The following is a 19,187-nucleotide window of genomic DNA, read 5'->3' as shown; positions in this document are numbered from 1 at the left end:
TAGTGAAGGTGTATGTATGAAACTTAATATTATTATTTTTGGAACTGGTAGTAGTTCAGAGAAGCTCTTGGAGATTCTTGATTTTGCTAAAGTGAATATTATTGGCTTTAGTGATAATAACGAAAGTAAGCATAATTTGACCTTTCGAAACCATGTTGTTTTCTCAGCTAGTGAAATAGTAAAGCGAAATTTTGATTATGTCGTTATTGCAAGTCAATTCTCAAGCGAGATATATAGCCAATTATTAGATATGGGAATCCATCATAAAAAAATAGTTCCAATGGATATAGCTGTCCATCATTATAATATGACTAAAAACTATAATGAAATCTTAAAGTCTATTACTCTCGATAACAAACCTAATGGTCGAAAAATAAAAATAGGCATTATAAATTACAATTATTCAAATTATAATGGATATGCTTTATATAAGTATATGCCTATAGAATTTAAGGGGAAATACGATGTATCTTTAATTGAAGAAAAAAATGTGGGAGAGCTTATGGACTTTGATGTTTTGTGCTCTTCTCACTTTGATGGTTTGTATGATGGAAGTCATATAAATATTGAAATGTGGCATGGGTTTCCTCTGAAAAAAATGGGATATCTTCAGGAAAGTGGAGTAACAGAAGACTTAATTAATCATATAAAGCAACGATCAGACCAAATTCAATTAATTATGTCTTATTCCCAACTTTATAGTACCTTTTTTAATAGTTGTTTTCCAACTAATTCTAACAAATATAAGATAACTGGGATGCCGCGAAATGATTTGCTTTTTGAAAAAAACAGTTTGGGAAAATTGGAAAAAGTAGTAGAGCAGAATTTAGACTTTGCTAATATAGTTTTCTATTTGCCAACATGGCGGAAAGGTAAAAATTCACAAGTTGAAACTAATAAAGAATGGAAAAAGCTAATAGGGTTTAAAGATGAAAGTAAAAAGAAACTAATTAAAATGTTAGAAGAAAAAAATCTCTTTCTAATAGTTAAACTACACCCTTATGAGTATAACCAATTTAAAGATTTAGAGATTTTTAAAGAAAAAAGGATATTTCTACTTTCAGAAGATATATTGAAGATGAATAAAATACATCTATATGAATTATTAGGCTGTGGAAAACTATTAATTACAGATTATTCATCCATATTTTTTGACACTTTACTAATTGATTTACCAGTAATTTTTGCACCAACAGATTTGGATGAATATACAGAAAATAGAGGATTCATGTTAGAGCCTTATCAATATTTTACTCCTGGTCCTACAGTTAATAGTTTTGAAGAGCTTAAGAGTAATATTTATTCCTTAATAGATGGTATTGATCCATATATTGATCATAGAGAGAGAATAAGGAATTTAGTGTTTAAGTTTTTGGATAATAAAGCTAGTCAGCGAGTATGGGATAGTATTGATGAATACTTAATGGCAAAAAGCCTTTGAATCTATAAAAAGAGGGTGAAGCTAATTGGTACAATTAACAGCTCTTATGTCAGTATATAATGGTGCAAAACATATCAAAGAGACAATTGATAGTGTTTTAAACCAGTCTTTTACCGATTTTGAATTTATTGTTGTGGATGATGGCTCCAATGATGGAACAGTTGATATCCTCAAAAGTTATAAGGATAATCGGATGAAAGTTTTCTTTCTGGAAAAAAACGTTGGTATACCAAAAGCGTTGAATTTTGGTATTGATAAAAGTATCGGAGATTATGTAGTGAAAATTGATGCCGATGATGTTCAGCATCCAGAAAGATTTGAAAAGCAGTTATCTTTTATGTTAACTACTCCAAAAATGACCCTATCTAAAACTCTTTGTGAGTACTTCCCAGATACTTTGGAAATAGAAAAAAGTCAAAGATACAAGACATTTAAAAAATATATAGAACCATATAAAAATTCAACTTTAAATGAAGAACAAATAGCTGAAAGATTAAAGTGGTTTTGTTGTATATCTCATACAACAATGATGATTAAATTGGAGGTATTAAAAAAGTATCGTTATCGTAATCTTCCATTGTTTGAGGATTATGATTTATTTTATCGACTTAATGAGGACAAGTTGTTAATGGGAAGTTTAAATGAATTTTTAGTTAAAATAAGAGTATCTTTAAATTCTACCACTGTCCGAAAAAAATACACATTAGATGAATGTGCGTTTTTAATCAAAGAAAAGCAATTAAATCGATTTAAAAATAATCAGTCAATCTATATTTGGGGATCTGGAGAATTTGGAAAGTCAGTAAATGAGGTATTAGTTAAGCGAGGTTGGCATTTACGGGGGTATATTGATTCGAACCCTGAATTACAAGGGAAGCTTATTGATGGCATGGAAGTGTATTCACCCGATATTATCGATAATAAAAAAATTAATAAAGTAATAGTTGCTTCTCAGCCAGGAATGTTTCAAATTATTGATTATCTTCAACAATTTGATTATCAATCAGAAGTGGACTTCATGGTATATAGATAAGAATATTATAAATACAAAAGGAAGAGATTATATTTTGAAACAAATAGGAATAGCTTGCACAAACATTTTCCATTATATACATCTTAAACGGATTGCTATAGAGCTTAGGAAAAATGAAATGGAAGTAATGTTTATCATTTATACACCTAGACACGTAAATGGTCGATTTGAAAAGCTGGAAGAGTACTTTCAGAATAATGACATAAATTATTGTAGCTTTGAAGAGGTGTTTGGTAATCAAATTTCATTCGATATGATTATTGCCCCATATTTTTTACCAGGATTTCAATTATTGGATAATAAGATAATAAAAGTTAGATGTCTTTATGGTTATGCTAAGGACCGTTGGAATTATGCTGAATGGAATAAAGGATTTGATCTGATTTTAAGTTATGGACCCTATGCTGAAAAAAGATTATCAAAATTCAGCAAAGTTATAAACATAGGTCATCCAAGAAATAGAGTAAATTATAAACAAGAAATCTTGGATATCCAGGGTAAGTTATTTAGTCGAAAACTAGTAAAAAAGCCTGTTGTGGTCTATTGTCCTACATGGGCAGATTTATCATCTTTAAACCTTTTTAGTACCTCGCTTGAGAAACTAAAAGAAAATTATACAGTTTTAATAAAATTGCACCATGGTAATGTGCTTTCCGATAATAAGATAAAAATGGATGAATTTCTAAAGTCAGAAGATGTCTTTATATTTGATGAACAGTATGACCTTTTTGATTTGTTGAGTCAATGTGATGCTGTAATCAGTGATCATAGTGGAGCAATTTTTGATGCAATGCTTTTTAAGAAGCCTATAGTATTGTTAGACCCTTATCAAAATAAGGTGAATACTGGATTTACCAATTTGCAAAATATGAAAAATATAGCGGTATACACAAAAGAAAAAGAGGATGAAAGTAACTTAGAAAGTCTTGATATAAAGGTCAGAAACATACTTCCTCATACACAAGATATAAATAGATTACAAGATTTGATAGAAACTTCTATGAAAAATGAAGAAGTTCCTTATTCTGGTCTTTTAAAAGAATTATATAGCTTCAATGATAGTAAAGCTCCTAAAAGAGCGGTAAATGCATTGAAAGAGATATTGGCTTCTACTGAAATACAATCGAAGGATGCTAAAGATTTTCATATATTAGATGATGAAAAGATTGATCATTTTATTCTTCGCAATAAAAATGATCATTTAACAATTTGGGGAGCTGGAGAAATTGGACAGGTTCTGTATTCTTGGATCACAGCAAAAGGCTTCAATATTTCTAGCATTTATGATTCAGATATAAATAAACACGGGAAATTGGTGCAGAACACTGAGGTCATTCCTCCGCAAGTAAAAGGAAAGATATTAATAACTGTTGCGAGTCATCAAAAAGAAATAATCTCTTTTTTAGAAAACGCTGGTTTAAGAAGTGGAGAAGATTTTATTTCAGTATTTCGGAGTGTAAATAGTAATGAAAATAGTCAGTAATTACAGGACGTTTAGATCTCGGTATGTAGTTCAGAAAAGAAGACCAGAAGAATATTTTTTTAATAAATACTACGCTCATTTAATTGATCCATTCTTTACAAAGCTTGTATATGATTTGCGGTTAAAACCAAATACTGTGACGATTATATCGGGCCTTTTAGGTGTTGGATCAGGAATATCAATGATGTTCCAACACTTAATATTGGCCGGTATACTATTGCAGTTACACCACATTATTGACGGAGCTGATGGGAATTTAGCACGATTAACTAACCAATGTACAGTATTTGGAGCAAAATTAGATGCATATACAGATCGGCTTGTAAGAGCTGTTGTTTTAATTGGAATTATTCTAGCAACAAATGAACCTATGTGGATAGATGGATTATTAATTTTGACATTTATTATTGATCATCTAGCAGTTCAAACCTATATATTGCCATTTATTAGAGAATACGGAGTAATTCGGTCGAAATGGAAACAGTGGTTTTTAACTAGAGGGGTTATCCCTTCCTTTGATATATTTACTATTTATTTTTTGATTTCTTTGTTTGCGATAATGAATGAATTAGATATACTTATCTATCTATTAATAATTTTGAAGAATATAGATTGGATTTACAGAGTATGGGAGTGTGTAAAAACTTCCATAATTTATAGAAGGAAAAAACTTTAAGAAATTAAATTTAGGAATGTGATATATATTGAATAAGATTCTTATAACGAGTATATCAAGTAAAGTACCTTTAATAAGTTCAATCAGAGATTCTGCCAATTTAAAAGAAATATATATTATTGGTGCTGATATAAATAAACATGTTGTAGGAAGTCACTTCGTTGATGAGTTTTGGCATATGCCTAAACTCGCAGATATGTCTGTAAACGAAATACTTAATTTTTGCAAAAAAAAAGGTGTGAATATAATCTTTCCTACTAGAGATGGTGAATTGAAATACTTTGCCGAACATTATCAGGAGTTTAAACAAAATAATATCAGTGTGATGGTTTCTGATAAAAGAAGTATTGAAATAACGCAAGATAAATTCCTTTTTTTTAAAGAGTTACGCAAGATGGGGTATCCAGTGATAGAAACAACAAGGGATATTAATGCTTTAAAATGCTCTAGATTTGTAGTGAAAGAGAGATATGGATCAGGGGCTAAAAATATGCTTATAAATATAAATAAAGAAGATGCCATAAGTGGAGCAAATTATTTGGAAAGTCCTATCTATCAACCTTTTATTCAAGGTAAGGAGTATAGCGTAGATGTATATGTTAATAGGAATGGTAAAAGTAAAGGAGCAATAGCACGAGAAAGAGTAATGGTTGTGGACGGTGAATCACAAATTACACGTACCATAGAGAATGAAAAGTTAACTAATTTGTCGATGAATTTAGCTGAAGATTTGGGGTTAAGTGGTCATGTTATGTTTCAAATTTTACTGGATACGCATAATAATCCACAGATAATTGAATGTAATCCTAGAATAGGTGGTGCTTCAACATTAAGTGTTAGAGCAGGTTTAACTAGTTTTCAATGGTTTATTTTAGAATCAAATAACGAGAGTTTAGATGATTATCCGTTTATACAATGTAGCAAGGACTTGACATTAATTAGGTATAAGAAGGATTTGATTATGTGAAGGTGATAGTTTTTGATTTAGATGATACGCTTTATGATGAGCTATCATACGTAAAGAGTGGTTTTCATGAAGTTGCTTCTTTTATCGCAAAAAAATATAATGTGGCTGAAGTAGAAACCAATAAATGGATGTGGTCACGTCTTCAAACACACGGAAGAGGTAGTATTTTTGATGATGTGTTAAGACATTATGGAATTTATACAAAGAAAGTTGCTAAAGAATGCCTATCGGTTTATAGAACTCATAAACCTAATATTTCCTTGCCAGATAATACTTTGATATTTTTAAAGAGTATTTCTAATTATCCTCTTTATATTGTGACTGATGGAAATAAAATTGTACAGCATAATAAGTTAGAAGCGTTAGGTCTTTATCCGATAATGAAGCATTGTTATGTAACTCATCGATATGGAAAAAAGAATGCGAAACCTTCGCCATATTGCTTTACACATATAATGAGACAAGAAAAAGTAGAATCACAAGATATTGTTTATGTAGGAGATAACCCGAGAAAAGACTTTGTTGGCATAAAGCCCCTTGGCTTTAAAACAATTCGTATAATGACAGGACAGCATAAGCATATTGAGATGCCAGAAGAATATGAGGCTGATGATCGGATAAAAACTTTGCAGGACTTAAAGTTTTTTCTGTAACAATAATTGTAAGGTGGTAAAAAATGAAGACGATTGTAATTATTCAGGCTCGTATGGGATCATCAAGATTACCCGGGAAAATATTAAAACCTCTTGGAGAAGTAAATGTTTTAACTTATGTAGTTGAAAGATGTAAAAGAATCAGAGGAATTGATCAAGTTATTATTGCGACTTCAACACTTGCTCAAGATAATATTGTAGAAGAATGGTGTTTAAAACAAAATGTTTTATGTTATAGAGGATCTGAAACGGATGTGCTTGATAGATATGTAAAGGCAGCACAACCATATCAGCCAGATATGGTAATGAGAGTGACTGCGGATTGTCCTTTTGTTGATTATAATCTAGGTAGTAAAATGATTGAGAAAATGACAAAGGATAGGAAAGACTTTATACGGATTAATGGTAACTTACCGAGAGGCCTAGCTGTAGAGTTATGTTCTTATTCTTCATTATTATATATACACCAGCATGGAAGGGAAGAACGACATAGAGAACATGTCACCTACTATGCTTATGAAAATTCATCTGAATTTACATGGACTGAGATAGAAGCTTTGAAAACAATTCAAGAGCCATCCTTAAGAATAACCTTGGATACGAATGAGGATTATGAACTTTGTTGTAAAATTGCCGATTATTTCTACAATGACACTTTAATATCAGCAACAGATGTCGTGAAATACCTCAAAGAACATCCAGATATTGCAAAAATTAATTCTCATATTAAACAAAAGCCGGTTATTTAATATGATAGAAGATGTTGTTATTCGAGCTGATGCATCTTATCTAATTGGTTCTGGCCATGTTATGCGTTGCCTTACTTTAGCCCATATGCTAAGAGAAGAAGGAATAAAAGTTTCCTTTATATGCAATAAGGCAGAAGGGGATTTGTCTGAATTAATTATTCAGCAAGGATTTAATGTATATTTAAATCTTATTGATGATAGTAAGAAAACGGATCATGTTGTAGAAATATTAAAAAAAATAAATTGTGATTTACTAATAATTGATCATTATCAAATTGATATAAAATGGGAAAAAGAAATTCGTTGTAACTTCCCTAACATAAAAATTATGGTAATTGATGATTTAGCAAATAGAAAGCATGATTGTGATATCTTACTTGATCAAAACTATGTTAAGGATTTTACGAACAGATATGTAAAATTAGTTCCAAAGGAATGCAAACAGTTATTAGGTCCGAAATATTTACTTTTACGACCAGAATTTTATAAAAAAGGCACTGGAAAACAAAAAAAAGATAAACAAGTTCATGATATATTAATTTTTTATGGAGGCTCTGATCCAACAAATGAAACAGATAAAGCTATTAATGCCTTATCTGATCTAGATACTTCAAAAATAAAAGTGCATGTAGTTACCGGACAATCAAATATTAATAAGGAACATATTAGAGAAAAATGTGAGATGAATGGTTATTACTATTATTTACAAATTGACTACTTAGCTGATTTAATGAGACAAGCAGATCTTTCTTTAGGAGCTGGAGGAGTAACCATGTGGGAAAGATGTTATCTTGGTCTGCCAACAATTGTCACTATAGTAGAAGAAAATCAAAGAGCGTCGGTAGTTGCGGCTTCTCAGTATGGGGCAATTTGGAATATGGGGTGGCATACTGAAGTCAAAGAAAATGATTTATCTCACATGCTAGAAAATATTTTAAAAGGAAAAGAAAAGTTGGGAAAAGTTAAGGAAAAGGCAAGAAATCTGATGAATGTTAATGAAACATATGTAAAAAAACCTGTAATTGAGGCTATTATGGAGGAAAAATCATGAACAATGAAATAAATATTGCTGGCAGGATGATAGGGGAAAATCATAAACCATTTATTATAGCTGAAATGTCCGGCAATCATAATCAATCTCTTGAAAAGGCACTTCAAATAGTAGAAGCTGCAGCAGAAGCGGGAGTTGATGCTTTAAAACTGCAAACTTATACTGCAGATACTATGACATTAGATGTAGATAACAGTGATTTTATGATTGATAATCCAGAAAGTTTATGGAAAGGCCAAACTTACCATGATCTATATAAGAAAGCATACACTCCTTGGGAATGGCACAAAGAGATTTTTGAAAGATGTCATCAGTTAGGATTAATTGCTTTTAGTTCACCGTTTGATGAAACAGCAGTTGATTTTCTTGAAACGCTAGATGTCCCGTGTTATAAAATAGCATCTTTTGAAAATACTGACATTCCACTTATCCAAAAGGTTGCAAAGACAGGTAAACCAATAATCATTTCTACTGGTTTAGCAACTGCTGGGGAATTAGATGATACGTTAAAGGCTGCCAGGGATGCAGGAGCTAAAGATATAATTTTATTAAAATGTACAAGTACGTATCCAGCATCTCCTGATAATTCAAATTTATTAACGATTCCTCATATGAAAGATTTATTTCAATGTGAAGTAGGCTTGAGTGACCATACGATGGGAATAGGAGTAGGAGTAGCAAGTGTAGTTTTGGGAGCAACAGTCATTGAAAAACATTTTACTATTTCAAGATCCTCTGGTGGAACTGATGCTGCGTTTTCAATGGAACCTGATGAAATGAAGGCGTTGGTTTTAGAAACTGAAAGAGCATGGAAAAGCTTAGGGAAGATTAGTTATGGACCCACTAAAGATGAATTGCCATCATTAAAAGATAGAAGATCTCTTTATATTATTAAGGATATAGAAGAAGGAGAATTATTTACAAAAGATAACATCCGACCTATCCGTCCAGGGTACGGTTTACCCCCAAAACACTTACAAACTATTTTAGGAAAAAAAGCGAAGAGTTCTTTAAAAAAAGGAACTCCATTACAATGGGATTTACTATAGAAAGGGGACATTATGAATATTCTATTAACAGGCGGAGCAGGCTTTATTGGCAGAGCTGTAGCAAAGAAGTTGCTGGCAGATGGACATAAAGTCTGGATTTTAGATGATTTATCTAATGGCAGTGATAAAAATATTGAGGAATTTAAAGATCAACTAGAGGAATTCATTATTGGCGATATTAAGGATGAGGCATTGTTAAAGAAATTGTTTGCTAAAACATCCTTTGATATTTGCTATCATCTTGGAGCATCGATTAATGTCCAAGATTCGATTGATGATCCTCGAACAACTTTTAACAACGATACTATCGGGACTTTCTATGTATTGGAACAGTGTAGAAAAACCAACACAAAGGTTGTATTTATGAGTACATGTATGGTGTATGATCAATGTACCGATGAAACAGGGATTACAGAACAGCATGCAATTAAACCAGCTTCTCCTTATGCAGGAAGTAAAATTGCAGCGGAAAATATGGTATTGTCTTATTATCATGCTTACGGTTTGCCGACTGTTGTAATCCGTCCGTTTAATACATATGGACCTTTTCAGAAAACTGGAGGAGAAGGTGGCGTAGTAGCCATTTTTCTGAAGAAAAAAATAGCTGGAGAGCAGCTTCATATATATGGTGAGGGAACGCAAACAAGAGATTTATTATATGTGGAAGATTGTGCAGAGTTTGTTGTGAATGCTGGATATTCAGATGCTGTAAACGGAGAAATTGTAAATGCTGGCTTAGGAAGAGACGTTTCTATCAATGAACTGGCCCTTAAAATTGTTGGAGATTCGGACCGTATTAAACACATTGAACATATTCATCCGCAAAGTGAGATTCAAAAGCTTTTATGCAATTATGATAAGGCAAAACAATTATTAAATTGGAGCCCTAAGTATACGTTAGAAGCAGGATTAAGAGAAACGGAAGAATGGATTAAAAGTCACCTGATGTAAGGTGGCTTTTTTCCAAAGGAGGAAAATGAAATGGAATTAGCATTGTATGGAGGCCAACCAGTAAGACAGGAGTTTCTGTCGTATGGCCAACAATGGATTACAGAAGAAGATGTACAGGCAGTTGTAGAAACATTGCAAAGTCCTTATTTAACACAGGGTCCTAAAATTGATCAATTTGAACAAGCGATAGCAGAATATGTCGGCACAAAATATGCCGTTGCTTTTATAAATGGCACAGCTGCTCTGCATGGTGCTTGTTATGCAGCTGGCATAGGTGATGGAGATGAAGTCATTACAACCCCAATGACATTTGCAGCGTCCGCCAACTGTGTTCTTTATATGGGAGGAAAACCAGTTTTTGCAGATATTGATAAACAAACTTATAACATTGACCCAATTAATATCGAAAAACTGATTACCTCTAAAACAAAGGCAGTTATTGCTGTAGATTATACAGGACAGCCGGCGGATTTAGATGGAATCAAAGCGTTATGTAAAAAGTATCATTTAGTTTTTATAGAAGACGGTGCACATTCGATTGGTGCTTCCTATAAGGGAGAAAAGGTTGGTTCTCAAGCTGATATGACGATGTTCAGCTTTCATCCTGTCAAGCATATAACGACAGGTGAAGGTGGCATTATTGTCACTAATTCAGAAGAATATGCAAAAAAACTTCGATTATTTCGATCACATGGCATCACGAAGGATACTTTAAAAGAGGATGAGGGACCATGGAGCTATGAAATGGTTGATTTAGGTATGAACTACCGAATGACAGATATACAAGCTAGTTTAGGATGTTCTCAATTAAAAAGACTTGATAGTTTTGTAAAAAGACGCAGAGAGATTGCTAATCAATATACAGCTGCTTTTCATAACATTCCGAATGTAGTGGTACCTTTTCAAGAGGCAGCTGGTGAATCAAGTTGGCATTTATACATGCTTCGATTGCGATTAGACAGTTTAAGTGTAGATAGAAAGACTATATTTGAAGCTTTACGTGCTGAAAATATAGGTGTGCATGTTCATTATATCCCAGTCCATACTTTAGCTTATTACCAAAACTTAGGATATAAGAAGGGGATTTGTCCTCACGCTGAACTCTACTATGAAGAAGCGATTACACTTCCTTTATTTCCGAAAATGACAGAGGAAGATGTGCGATCTGTAATAAAAGCTGTACAGAAAGTAATAGGCTATTTTTCGAAAGTAAGGTAATTTTCCTTATTTATCCCATTTTATTTACAATTGAAATAACTTTTTGTTAATAAATGTTTAGAGTATCCGATATAAAAATTAAAGGATCTGATAGAGGAGCTGTTATATGGATGAAATTGGAGATAAATCAACAACAATCGACTATATCTAACTTAGTGAACTCAACCAGAAATGATAATGAAATTAGCTTAAATAATAGGGATTACACCAAATTGGTGGATACTCTTTCAGAAGAATCGACTAACATTCTGAAAAAAGAGAAAGCGGAAGAAATAGTAACGAGTATCAATGAATTTTTAAAGCCACATTATACTTCTATAAATTTTAAGGTCCATGATGAAACAGAACGCTATTATATAGAAGTCGTTGATAAAGCTACAGAGAAGGTTATAAGAGAAATTCCATCTAAAGAACTTTTAGACATCTATGCAAAAATGACAGAGTTTATCGGAATATTTATAGATAAAAAGCTTTAAATTAGAGGAGGATTTATAATGAGTGTAAATTCAATAAAATTCACCGGTCTTGCCAGTGGACTTGACACACAATCGATTGTCGATTCATTAATGAAAGTGCAGCGTATGCCTCTAGACAAACTAAAACAGCAAAAGCAAATTTTAGAATGGCAACGTGATAATTACCGAACAATGAATGCAAAATTAAAAGAGTTCGATACTTTCATATTTGAAGGTATTTCTAAACAATCAAATATGATGAAAAGAACTGCTGTTTCTTCAAACAAGGATATAGTATCAGTAAGTGCAAAAGCGAATGCAGGGAATGTTTCATATAATATCTCCGATGTTGTAATGGCAAAGTCCGCTAAAGTACAAAGTGCAGATAAAATTAGTAATAGTACGCTAGATCCTACCAAGAGTTTACTTTCCCAGCAAAGCAAACTCTCTGATGACTCTGGAATTCAATGGAAGGGAGAAAGTTTTTCACAGACTTTAACAGGACATGGTGATGAAATATATCTAAGCGGTACTTCCTTATCTGGATTTCCTGATTCAATAACTGTAACAGGAGGAACCGATAAAACGTTTAAAGTTCAGCTGATAGAAGGAGATGCTCCAGAGAAAGGTACTAGAGCAGCTGATACTGTATATGTTAATCCAGCCACTGGAAAAATGACATTTGGTGAAATTCTTCCAGAAAATAGCACGGTAACAGTGAGTGGGGACAATCTTAAGAAGAACAGCTACATTGAGTTTGATATTCAAACAACAAATGAAGATGGTACAAAAAATAAGCAAAGTTTTAAAATTGATGGTTCCACTTCATTAAATAGTATGTTTAGTAAAATTAATAGTTCTAATGTGGGGATCAGTATGTTTTATGACACTGGTACTGATAAAGTGGTCGCACAACGCACAGATACTGGCATACTAAATAACGGGGCAGAAGAAATTGAGTTTTTGGGAAAGGATGCCGAATTTTTTACTAAAACTCTAAATTTAACTGAAAAAACGGCTGGGTCTGATGCTGAATTCACCATTAATGGATTAAAAACATCTAGAAAATCCAATACCTTTACAATGAACGATGTTACCTTTAATTTAAATAAAAATACTGCTGCTGGTGAAAGTGTGAATGTAAATATTCAAACTGATACAGATAGTATTTTTGATACGATAAAATCTTTTGTCGATAAATATAATGAAACAATCGGTGCTGTTAATACAGAACTTACTGCTCAGCGTTATTCAGCTTTTCAGCCTCTTACAGAAGAACAGAAGGCGGCAATGGGTGAAAAGGAGATTGAGCAATGGGAGGAAAAGGCGAAAAGTGGCTTACTGAAGAGAGATCCCCTTTTAACCTCTGGTTTAAATAAAATGAGAAACTCCTTATATGCGTCTGTAACAGTTAATGATAAAACAAAAACAATTGAAAAATATAATCAGTTGGCTGAAATTGGGATCACTACTTCGAAGGACTATTTAGAACGTGGTAAGCTAGAGATTAATGAAGATAAATTAAAAGCAGCAATCGAAGATAATCCAGAAGCGGTATACCAGTTATTTATGGCGGATGGCCCAACAACTGATCAACAAGGATTAGCGAGAAGGCTAAGAACGGATATATCAGATACTATGAAACAAATTGAAGAAAAAGCTGGTAATACGTTTAAAACGGAATATAATTATACCATTGGTAAAGATATGCTGCGAATTGATGATAATATTGAATCAATGGAATATCGATTAAAGCAAATAGAAGATCGTTATTGGTCACAGTATAATGCAATGGAAAAGGCTATACAGAAATTAAATAATCAATCTTCGCAATTAGCAGGCTTTTTTGCACAAAATGGATCATAATAACTTAGGGGTGAGTAAGTAGATGGTAATTAATCAACCATACCAAACCTATAAGCAGAATGCAGTCAATACTTCGTCTCCCGGTGATTTGACTCTTATGCTGTATAATGGTTGTTTGAAATTTATTACATTAGCCAAAAGAGCTATTGAGGATAAAAATATTGAAAAACGAAATGAAAATCTTGGTAAAGCCCAAAATATCATTAATGAGTTGATGATTACATTAAATTTAGAGATTGATATTTCTAAAAATATGCTCCAAATGTACGATTATATTTACAGAAGATTAGTGGAAGCTAATACTAAGAATGATATAAATATATTAAATGAAGTCGAAGGTTATGTTATCGAATTTCGTGATACTTGGAAGGAAGTAATAAAAATAGCGAAAAAAGATATTGGACCTTCCAATGGATTAGCATAATGAATCCATTAACTGACTATAAAGAGTGTACGGAAAAGCTGCTTGGACTTCTTACGATAGAGGAAGGAACGATAGAGGAAAGAGAAGCTGTTATAAAGGAAATAAATGAGTTATTAGAGAAGAGGGAAGAATTATTAAATCAGCTTCCTTTATGGCCGAAAATTAATGAAGCAGATAAAAAAGAAATGATCGCTTCAGAGAAACTTCTGCAGGACAAGATGGTTTCTTTGCAAGGGAAAATAAAAACAGATTTAAAGCAGCAGCAAGTGAGAAAGAAAAGGATTAATCAATATAATGATCCGTATGGTGGAAATATCTCCATAGATGGCATGTTTTATGATAAGAAAAAATAAAAATGTTGTTGCCAATTAAGGCAACAACATTTTTATTTGATATTATATTCAAATCACTCTCGACAATCCAACACGGGTCTGCTTATTCTCAATACTTTCACCGATCAAAATAATTTCTGAATCTGCGTCCTTTGGTGCAATAATGCTGTGATCACCCACTGTTACATTGCATGCTGTTACGCTTTTTTCAATGACAGCATTTTCGCCGATAACGGTTCCAGGCAGGAGTACGGAATCTTTGACGATTGCTCCTTTTCCGATAATGACATCATTGAAGATAACAGAGTTTTCAACAGTTCCATAAATTTCGCAGCCTTCACTGATAATGGAGCGATTTACGGTAGCGGAAGATTCGATATAGGACGGGGCGTAGCACTGTTCGTGGGTAAATACGGTCCAGTCTTTGTCATTTAGAAAGATATTGCTTTCCTTTGATAATAAGTCCATATTTGCTTCCCAGAAGCTGTCGATTGTCCCAACGTCCTTCCAATAACCTTTAAAGGTGTAAGCATGTAGTTTGCGGTTATCTGTCAGCATGGCAGGAATAATATCTTTTCCAAAGTCCTTAGAAGATAATTCGTTCTTTTCTTCTTTTTGTAGATAGTATTTAAGCGTTTTCCATTTGAAAATATATACACCCATGGAAGCTAGATTTGATTTAGGATTAGATGGCTTTTCTTCAAAGTCGACGATTCGATTATTGGTGCCATCTGTGTTCATAATACCGAAACGATTTGCTTCCTCCCAAGGAACCTCCGTAACAGAAATTGTTGCATCTGCCCCAGTTTTAATATGCTGCTGCAGCATTAAATTATAATCCATTTTGTAAATATGGTCACCAGAAATAACGAGAACATAATCCGGGTTATACTGGTCAATATAGGATATATTTTGATAGATAGCATGGGCTGTACCATCATACCAGCGTTCTTCTGTACCACATTGGTATGGAGGGAGGATGCTTAGTCCGCCATCTCTGCTGTCCAAATCCCAATCTTTTCCGTCTTTAATGTAATTTTGCAGTACATGCGGCTGATATTGTGTTAATACACCAACAGTATCTATTCCTGAATTACGGCAATTACTTAATGTAAAATCAACAATACGGTATTTTCCCCCAAAGGGTACTGCCGGTTTTGCTAATTCTTCTGTTAGTTTTTTTAGTCTTGTCCCTCTTCCGCCAGCCAATAGCATTGCAATACATTTTTTATTCAAAATAGATCCCTCCAGTATGCGTTATCAAAGTTCATTTGTTAGAAATTCAAAAGAAAGTAATTTATTACTTATTTTACCAGGAAGATTTCAAATTTTAAGAACACTTCTTAAAAAAGCAAATGTTCTTCCTTTTCGTATCAAGTAGATCTATTTCGGCCTATAAACGATCGTCTTCCCACAACTTGTAATAGTACTCTTCCTCTTCCATTTCTTTTAATTCTAACTCAGGCTGATTTTGTAATATTGCTTCACTCATTCTTTTACCTCCAGGTTAAATTCTTAATGTGTTCATTGTAGCAAATATAAAACATTGAATTGTAAAAATATTTTGATTAATTTCGCTAAAACTCGACACCGACCGAATAAGTAATACTCATAATTCCATCTATTGTTAGGAATATAGGCTTCTTCTCTTACATTATGTCGAAATGTTTTTCAAAAGGGAGAATCTTTGTATAGATATTTAACTTCAATAGCCTCTACTTTTGAAATAGAAAATAATGGTTATACTAACACTTGCCTATCTTCTTTTTTCAAAGAACTAGTTCTTTTACTAAGTAATCAGTCACTTTATTATCGTACGAGCTATACGTTTTGATTATGGTGTATATATAACCGCTGTTAATCGTTTTGAAACATTTTCTAACATAAAAATTTGCTGAAAATAATTTTCGATAGAATAATAGTAAGCGTTTGTATTTAAAAAGTTCACAATTTTGTCGAAATTTCTTATCGTTTTAGCAGGATTTTGCCAGGGTATGATAGAAATAGATAGTATAGTCAAAATGATTCCTTATATGGTATATTTTCATTTACTATAAGGAAAAAATAAGACTTGCACTGGAAACTATAAAGGAGGAGTAACTTATGAATTTCAACATTAGAGGAGAAAACATTGAGGTAACTCCAGCAATTAGAGAGTATGTCGAAAAGAAAATCTCTAAATTAGAAAGATATTTTTCTGAATCACCAGATGCACAAGTAAATGTAAATTTAAAAACGTACAATGATAAAACTTCCAAGGTAGAGGTTACAATTCCAATGTCCCAGTTGCTGTTACGTGCAGAAGAAGATCATATGGATATGTATGCAGCTATTGATTTAATCTCTGATAAATTAGAAAGACAAATAAGAAAACATAAAACAAAAGTAAATCGTAAGCATAGAGAAAAAGGAAATCTGAATGAACTATTTGGTTCTTACGAAAGCACACCAAATGTGGAGGAAGAAGAACAGGAGCTAGAAATTGTCCGCCAAAAACGCTTCAATCTAAAACCAATGGATAGTGAAGAAGCAATCCTGCAAATGGATTTACTAGGCCATAACTTTTTCGTTTATACAGACGCAGAAACAAATAACACCAATATCGTCTATAAACGAAAAGATGGAAAATACGGTCTAATTGAAGCTCAATAATAAAGATAAAGCCTGCAGTGAAACATTGCAGGCTTTATTTTATTGTTTATATAATACATGAGAATAATCCGTTAAAACCCCATAAGTCAATAGACATTTCAACCAAATATTTCATCCGATTTTGTCATCCCCTTTAAAGGTTAGAAAATTCTAAAAAGAACTTCCTTATTTCCAATCTACAAGCTATAATGAAGCATATTTTAAAACAGAAGATGCGTGGTGATTAAATGAAATTAGATGCAATAGACAAAAAAATATTAGAATTACTTACAGAAAATGGCAGGCTTTCCTATGTGGAAATTGGCAAAGAGCTGCAATTATCCCGCGTGGCTATAAGAGAGCGAGTCAGCCAACTAATCGAAAATGGAGTGATTGAAAAATTCAGTGCTGTTATCAATTCGGAAAAAGTAGGCAAAACAGTTTCTGCCTTTTTTGAAGTAGACTGCGAACCAGCTTCCCTCATTCAAGTAGCCCAAACACTAGCGGAAAATCCTGTTGTGGCCAGCTGCTATCAAATGACGGGTCCAAGCACCTTACATATGCATGTTCTCGTTGAAGACTTCGAAGCACTAGAAAGCTTTACAAACAACGAATTATATTCCTTAGAAGGCATCACAAGAGTAGAAAGTCATATTCTTTTAAGAAGGTTTAAAAGTAGAAATGGTTTAAAAATTTGATGTAAATACCAAACAAAGATCAAATTTATTATGTTAATCTTTTGTTTGGTATTTTATTGTCCTCTTTTTTTCCAACGTCTCTCCGAATTAATTTCCATAATTAAGGAAAATAATGATAAAATACATGTATATTATAAAAATTAGAAAGGTTGTTTATATTTGGAAAATAATATTAACACACCAAAAAAGTACAGTATAATTAGTTATATTGCTCTTGCCATTGGTATTATTTGCGTCTTTATTGTTTTTGTCACACCGACAAGAATAGCTAATAACGGAAATTTGGCTGGCGACTATATCACATTTTTTCTTACGGGTGCAGGAATCCTATTATCGATAATTGCCTTGTTGAAGAAGACAGAGAAAAAGATACTCCCTGTTATATCTTTAATACTTTCCTCCTCTTTGTTTATATTTTGGATAATCATTTTTATCCTATTGTTTACTGGGCAAATTGACTTTGCACCATAATAAGAAAAGAACTATGGTGGGCATTGGCTTTCTTCTGCTTGTCTAGTGTCCTCCGCTCCCCGACGAAAACAGAGTATAACGGATAATTACCATAAACCCTCCTTCAAACCAATTCACATAAATGAACTACATGTAAAAACACTTGCTTGCCACTATAGAAGCTTTCTAGCCAATCAACCTTTTTATATAGCTTAATTGTATAATAATAGAAAGCTCAACCAATTCTCTCCAAGAAAATTTACAAATTCTTTTAAAAAAATCCCCAACAAAAAATATAAACGTATTTACTTTCTTGAAATAGTATTAATCTTTTTATATCTCTACTAAATTAAGAAGAATTCAAGCAATTAAATTACTATAAGAAAATAATGGAAGTATAAAAATACTAAAAAACGAATGATTATTAAATTAATTCACCTCTCATGCTTATAGTAATTTCCCTCCACTACTTTGTGAAAAACATATTATTATTTCGATAAAATAAATTTTAGAGGTACGAAAAGTTTTTCTTGTTTTCTGTAAATATTGAATATATAAAATTATTAAATTTTTTAGAAAAATAACTAGAATTCTGTTTGTAACTGTCTTATAATCATGAATATTAATCATTTGCTTTCGTTTGTTAATCAAATAAAGTGATTTGATTTCCTTGTGAAAGATGAAAGTGGATATCAATTAACCTATCTATTTATCTCACATGACTTAGGGGTTGTTCGCTATTTCTGTGATCGGGTTTTAGTTATGTATTTAGGAAATACAGTGGAGCTTGCTTCTTCGGAAAAATTATACGAAAATCCGCTTCATCCTTATACTAAAGCGTTGTTATCCTCGATTCCACGTCCTAAAATGGGAGCAAAAGGGCAAAGAATTCGCTTAACAGGAGAAATTCCTAATCCGGCTCATCCTCCTTCTGGCTGCCCATTTCATACACGCTGTCCGATAGCAACAGATCTATGTAAACAAGTAAAGCCAGAGTGGCAAGAAGCAGAAGCGGATCATTTTGTTGCCTGTCATTATGTCGGAAAGGAATTGAATTAAG

At 32.6% G+C, this 19,187-nt stretch carries 19 protein-coding genes and 1 pseudogene; 19 read left to right on the top strand and 1 reads right to left on the bottom strand.

What is annotated here, in order from left to right:
- Positions 1-16: 16 nt before the first annotated feature.
- From NSS71_RS14930 to NSS71_RS14860, 15 genes are all read left to right on the top strand, one after another.
- A complete protein-coding gene (locus NSS71_RS14930) occupies positions 17-1,441 on the top strand; it encodes a CDP-glycerol glycerophosphotransferase family protein (protein WP_341132967.1) in 1,425 nt (474 codons plus the stop codon).
- Positions 1,442-1,466: 25 nt separating this feature from the next.
- Positions 1,467-2,474: a glycosyltransferase gene (locus tag NSS71_RS14925; protein ID WP_251688243.1), complete on the top strand. Its 1,008-nt coding sequence runs from the start codon at positions 1,467-1,469 to the stop codon at positions 2,472-2,474.
- A gap of 34 nt (positions 2,475-2,508) precedes the next feature.
- Positions 2,509-3,957, top strand: coding sequence for a CDP-glycerol glycerophosphotransferase family protein (locus NSS71_RS14920; RefSeq protein WP_142300794.1), 1,449 nt, complete (start codon positions 2,509-2,511; stop codon positions 3,955-3,957).
- Positions 3,941-4,633: a CDP-alcohol phosphatidyltransferase family protein gene (locus NSS71_RS14915; RefSeq protein WP_341151792.1), complete on the top strand. Its 693-nt coding sequence runs from the start codon at positions 3,941-3,943 to the stop codon at positions 4,631-4,633. The genes NSS71_RS14920 and NSS71_RS14915 overlap by 17 nt, the downstream gene beginning before the upstream one ends.
- Positions 4,634-4,661: 28 nt before the next feature.
- Positions 4,662-5,600 carry an ATP-grasp domain-containing protein gene (locus NSS71_RS14910; RefSeq protein WP_095258492.1) on the top strand — a complete coding sequence of 313 codons (939 nt, stop codon included), beginning with the start codon at positions 4,662-4,664 and terminating at the stop codon, positions 5,598-5,600.
- Positions 5,597-6,253 carry an HAD family hydrolase gene (locus NSS71_RS14905; protein WP_095258493.1) on the top strand — a complete coding sequence of 219 codons (657 nt, stop codon included), beginning with the start codon at positions 5,597-5,599 and terminating at the stop codon, positions 6,251-6,253. Before NSS71_RS14910 ends, NSS71_RS14905 begins: the two co-directional genes overlap by 4 nt.
- Before the next feature lie 23 nt (positions 6,254-6,276).
- On the top strand, positions 6,277-7,002 hold the full coding sequence (locus NSS71_RS14900; RefSeq protein ID WP_095258494.1) for a cytidylyltransferase domain-containing protein: 726 nt from the start codon (positions 6,277-6,279) through the stop codon (positions 7,000-7,002).
- Position 7,003: 1 nt separating this feature from the next.
- Positions 7,004-8,053, top strand: a complete 1,050-nt coding sequence (gene pseG, locus NSS71_RS14895; RefSeq protein ID WP_095258561.1) for a UDP-2,4-diacetamido-2,4,6-trideoxy-beta-L-altropyranose hydrolase — start codon at positions 7,004-7,006, stop codon at positions 8,051-8,053.
- Positions 8,050-9,102, top strand: coding sequence for a pseudaminic acid synthase (pseI, locus tag NSS71_RS14890; protein WP_095258495.1), 1,053 nt, complete (start codon positions 8,050-8,052; stop codon positions 9,100-9,102). The genes pseG and pseI overlap by 4 nt, the downstream gene beginning before the upstream one ends.
- A gap of 12 nt (positions 9,103-9,114) precedes the next feature.
- Entirely contained in the window at positions 9,115-10,053 is a 939-nt protein-coding gene (locus tag NSS71_RS14885; RefSeq protein ID WP_341151791.1) for an SDR family NAD(P)-dependent oxidoreductase, read from the top strand.
- Positions 10,054-10,083: 30 nt separating this feature from the next.
- Positions 10,084-11,271, top strand: coding sequence for a UDP-4-amino-4,6-dideoxy-N-acetyl-beta-L-altrosamine transaminase (pseC, locus tag NSS71_RS14880; RefSeq protein ID WP_341116365.1), 1,188 nt, complete (start codon positions 10,084-10,086; stop codon positions 11,269-11,271).
- Between the two features lie 110 nt (positions 11,272-11,381).
- Positions 11,382-11,747, top strand: a complete 366-nt coding sequence (locus NSS71_RS14875) for a flagellar protein FlaG (RefSeq protein WP_341116363.1) — start codon at positions 11,382-11,384, stop codon at positions 11,745-11,747.
- 18 nt (positions 11,748-11,765) lie between these two features.
- A complete protein-coding gene (gene fliD, locus NSS71_RS14870) occupies positions 11,766-13,592 on the top strand; it encodes a flagellar filament capping protein FliD (RefSeq protein WP_341116362.1) in 1,827 nt (608 codons plus the stop codon).
- 22 nt (positions 13,593-13,614) lie between these two features.
- Positions 13,615-14,016, top strand: a complete 402-nt coding sequence (fliS, locus tag NSS71_RS14865) for a flagellar export chaperone FliS (protein ID WP_341151790.1) — start codon at positions 13,615-13,617, stop codon at positions 14,014-14,016.
- Positions 14,016-14,369 (top strand): flagellar protein FliT, encoded by a 354-nt coding sequence (locus NSS71_RS14860; RefSeq protein WP_341116360.1) that lies wholly within the window; start codon positions 14,016-14,018, stop codon positions 14,367-14,369. The genes fliS and NSS71_RS14860 overlap by 1 nt, the downstream gene beginning before the upstream one ends.
- A gap of 48 nt (positions 14,370-14,417) precedes the next feature.
- On the opposite strand, the gene NSS71_RS14855 is transcribed toward NSS71_RS14860, so the two are convergent.
- On the bottom strand, positions 14,418-15,587 hold the full coding sequence (locus NSS71_RS14855) for a glucose-1-phosphate adenylyltransferase (protein WP_341118086.1): 1,170 nt from the start codon (positions 15,585-15,587) through the stop codon (positions 14,418-14,420).
- A gap of 864 nt (positions 15,588-16,451) precedes the next feature.
- Between NSS71_RS14855 and hpf the strand changes: the two genes are divergently transcribed.
- The 4 genes and pseudogenes from hpf to NSS71_RS14835 form a co-directional block, all read left to right on the top strand.
- On the top strand, positions 16,452-17,000 hold the full coding sequence (hpf, locus tag NSS71_RS14850) for a ribosome hibernation-promoting factor, HPF/YfiA family (protein ID WP_047943892.1): 549 nt from the start codon (positions 16,452-16,454) through the stop codon (positions 16,998-17,000).
- Between the two features lie 227 nt (positions 17,001-17,227).
- The gene (locus NSS71_RS14845; RefSeq protein WP_061800934.1) at positions 17,228-17,677 is read left to right on the top strand and encodes an Lrp/AsnC family transcriptional regulator; all 450 of its coding nucleotides are present in this window, start codon (positions 17,228-17,230) and stop codon (positions 17,675-17,677) included.
- A gap of 159 nt (positions 17,678-17,836) precedes the next feature.
- Complete coding sequence (locus NSS71_RS14840; protein WP_328282791.1) at positions 17,837-18,148, top strand: hypothetical protein; 312 nt, start codon at positions 17,837-17,839, stop codon at positions 18,146-18,148.
- A gap of 669 nt (positions 18,149-18,817) precedes the next feature.
- Positions 18,818-19,186, top strand: a pseudogene (locus NSS71_RS14835) (oligopeptide/dipeptide ABC transporter ATP-binding protein); the annotation flags it as partial.
- Position 19,187 lies beyond the last annotated feature (1 nt).

The organism is Niallia sp. FSL W8-0951, from assembly GCF_038006525.1.
GTDB lineage: Bacteria > Bacillota > Bacilli > Bacillales > Cytobacillaceae > Niallia > Niallia circulans.
The sequence above is the reverse complement of the archived record's forward strand: the minus strand, read 5'-3'. Positions and strand labels throughout refer to the sequence as shown.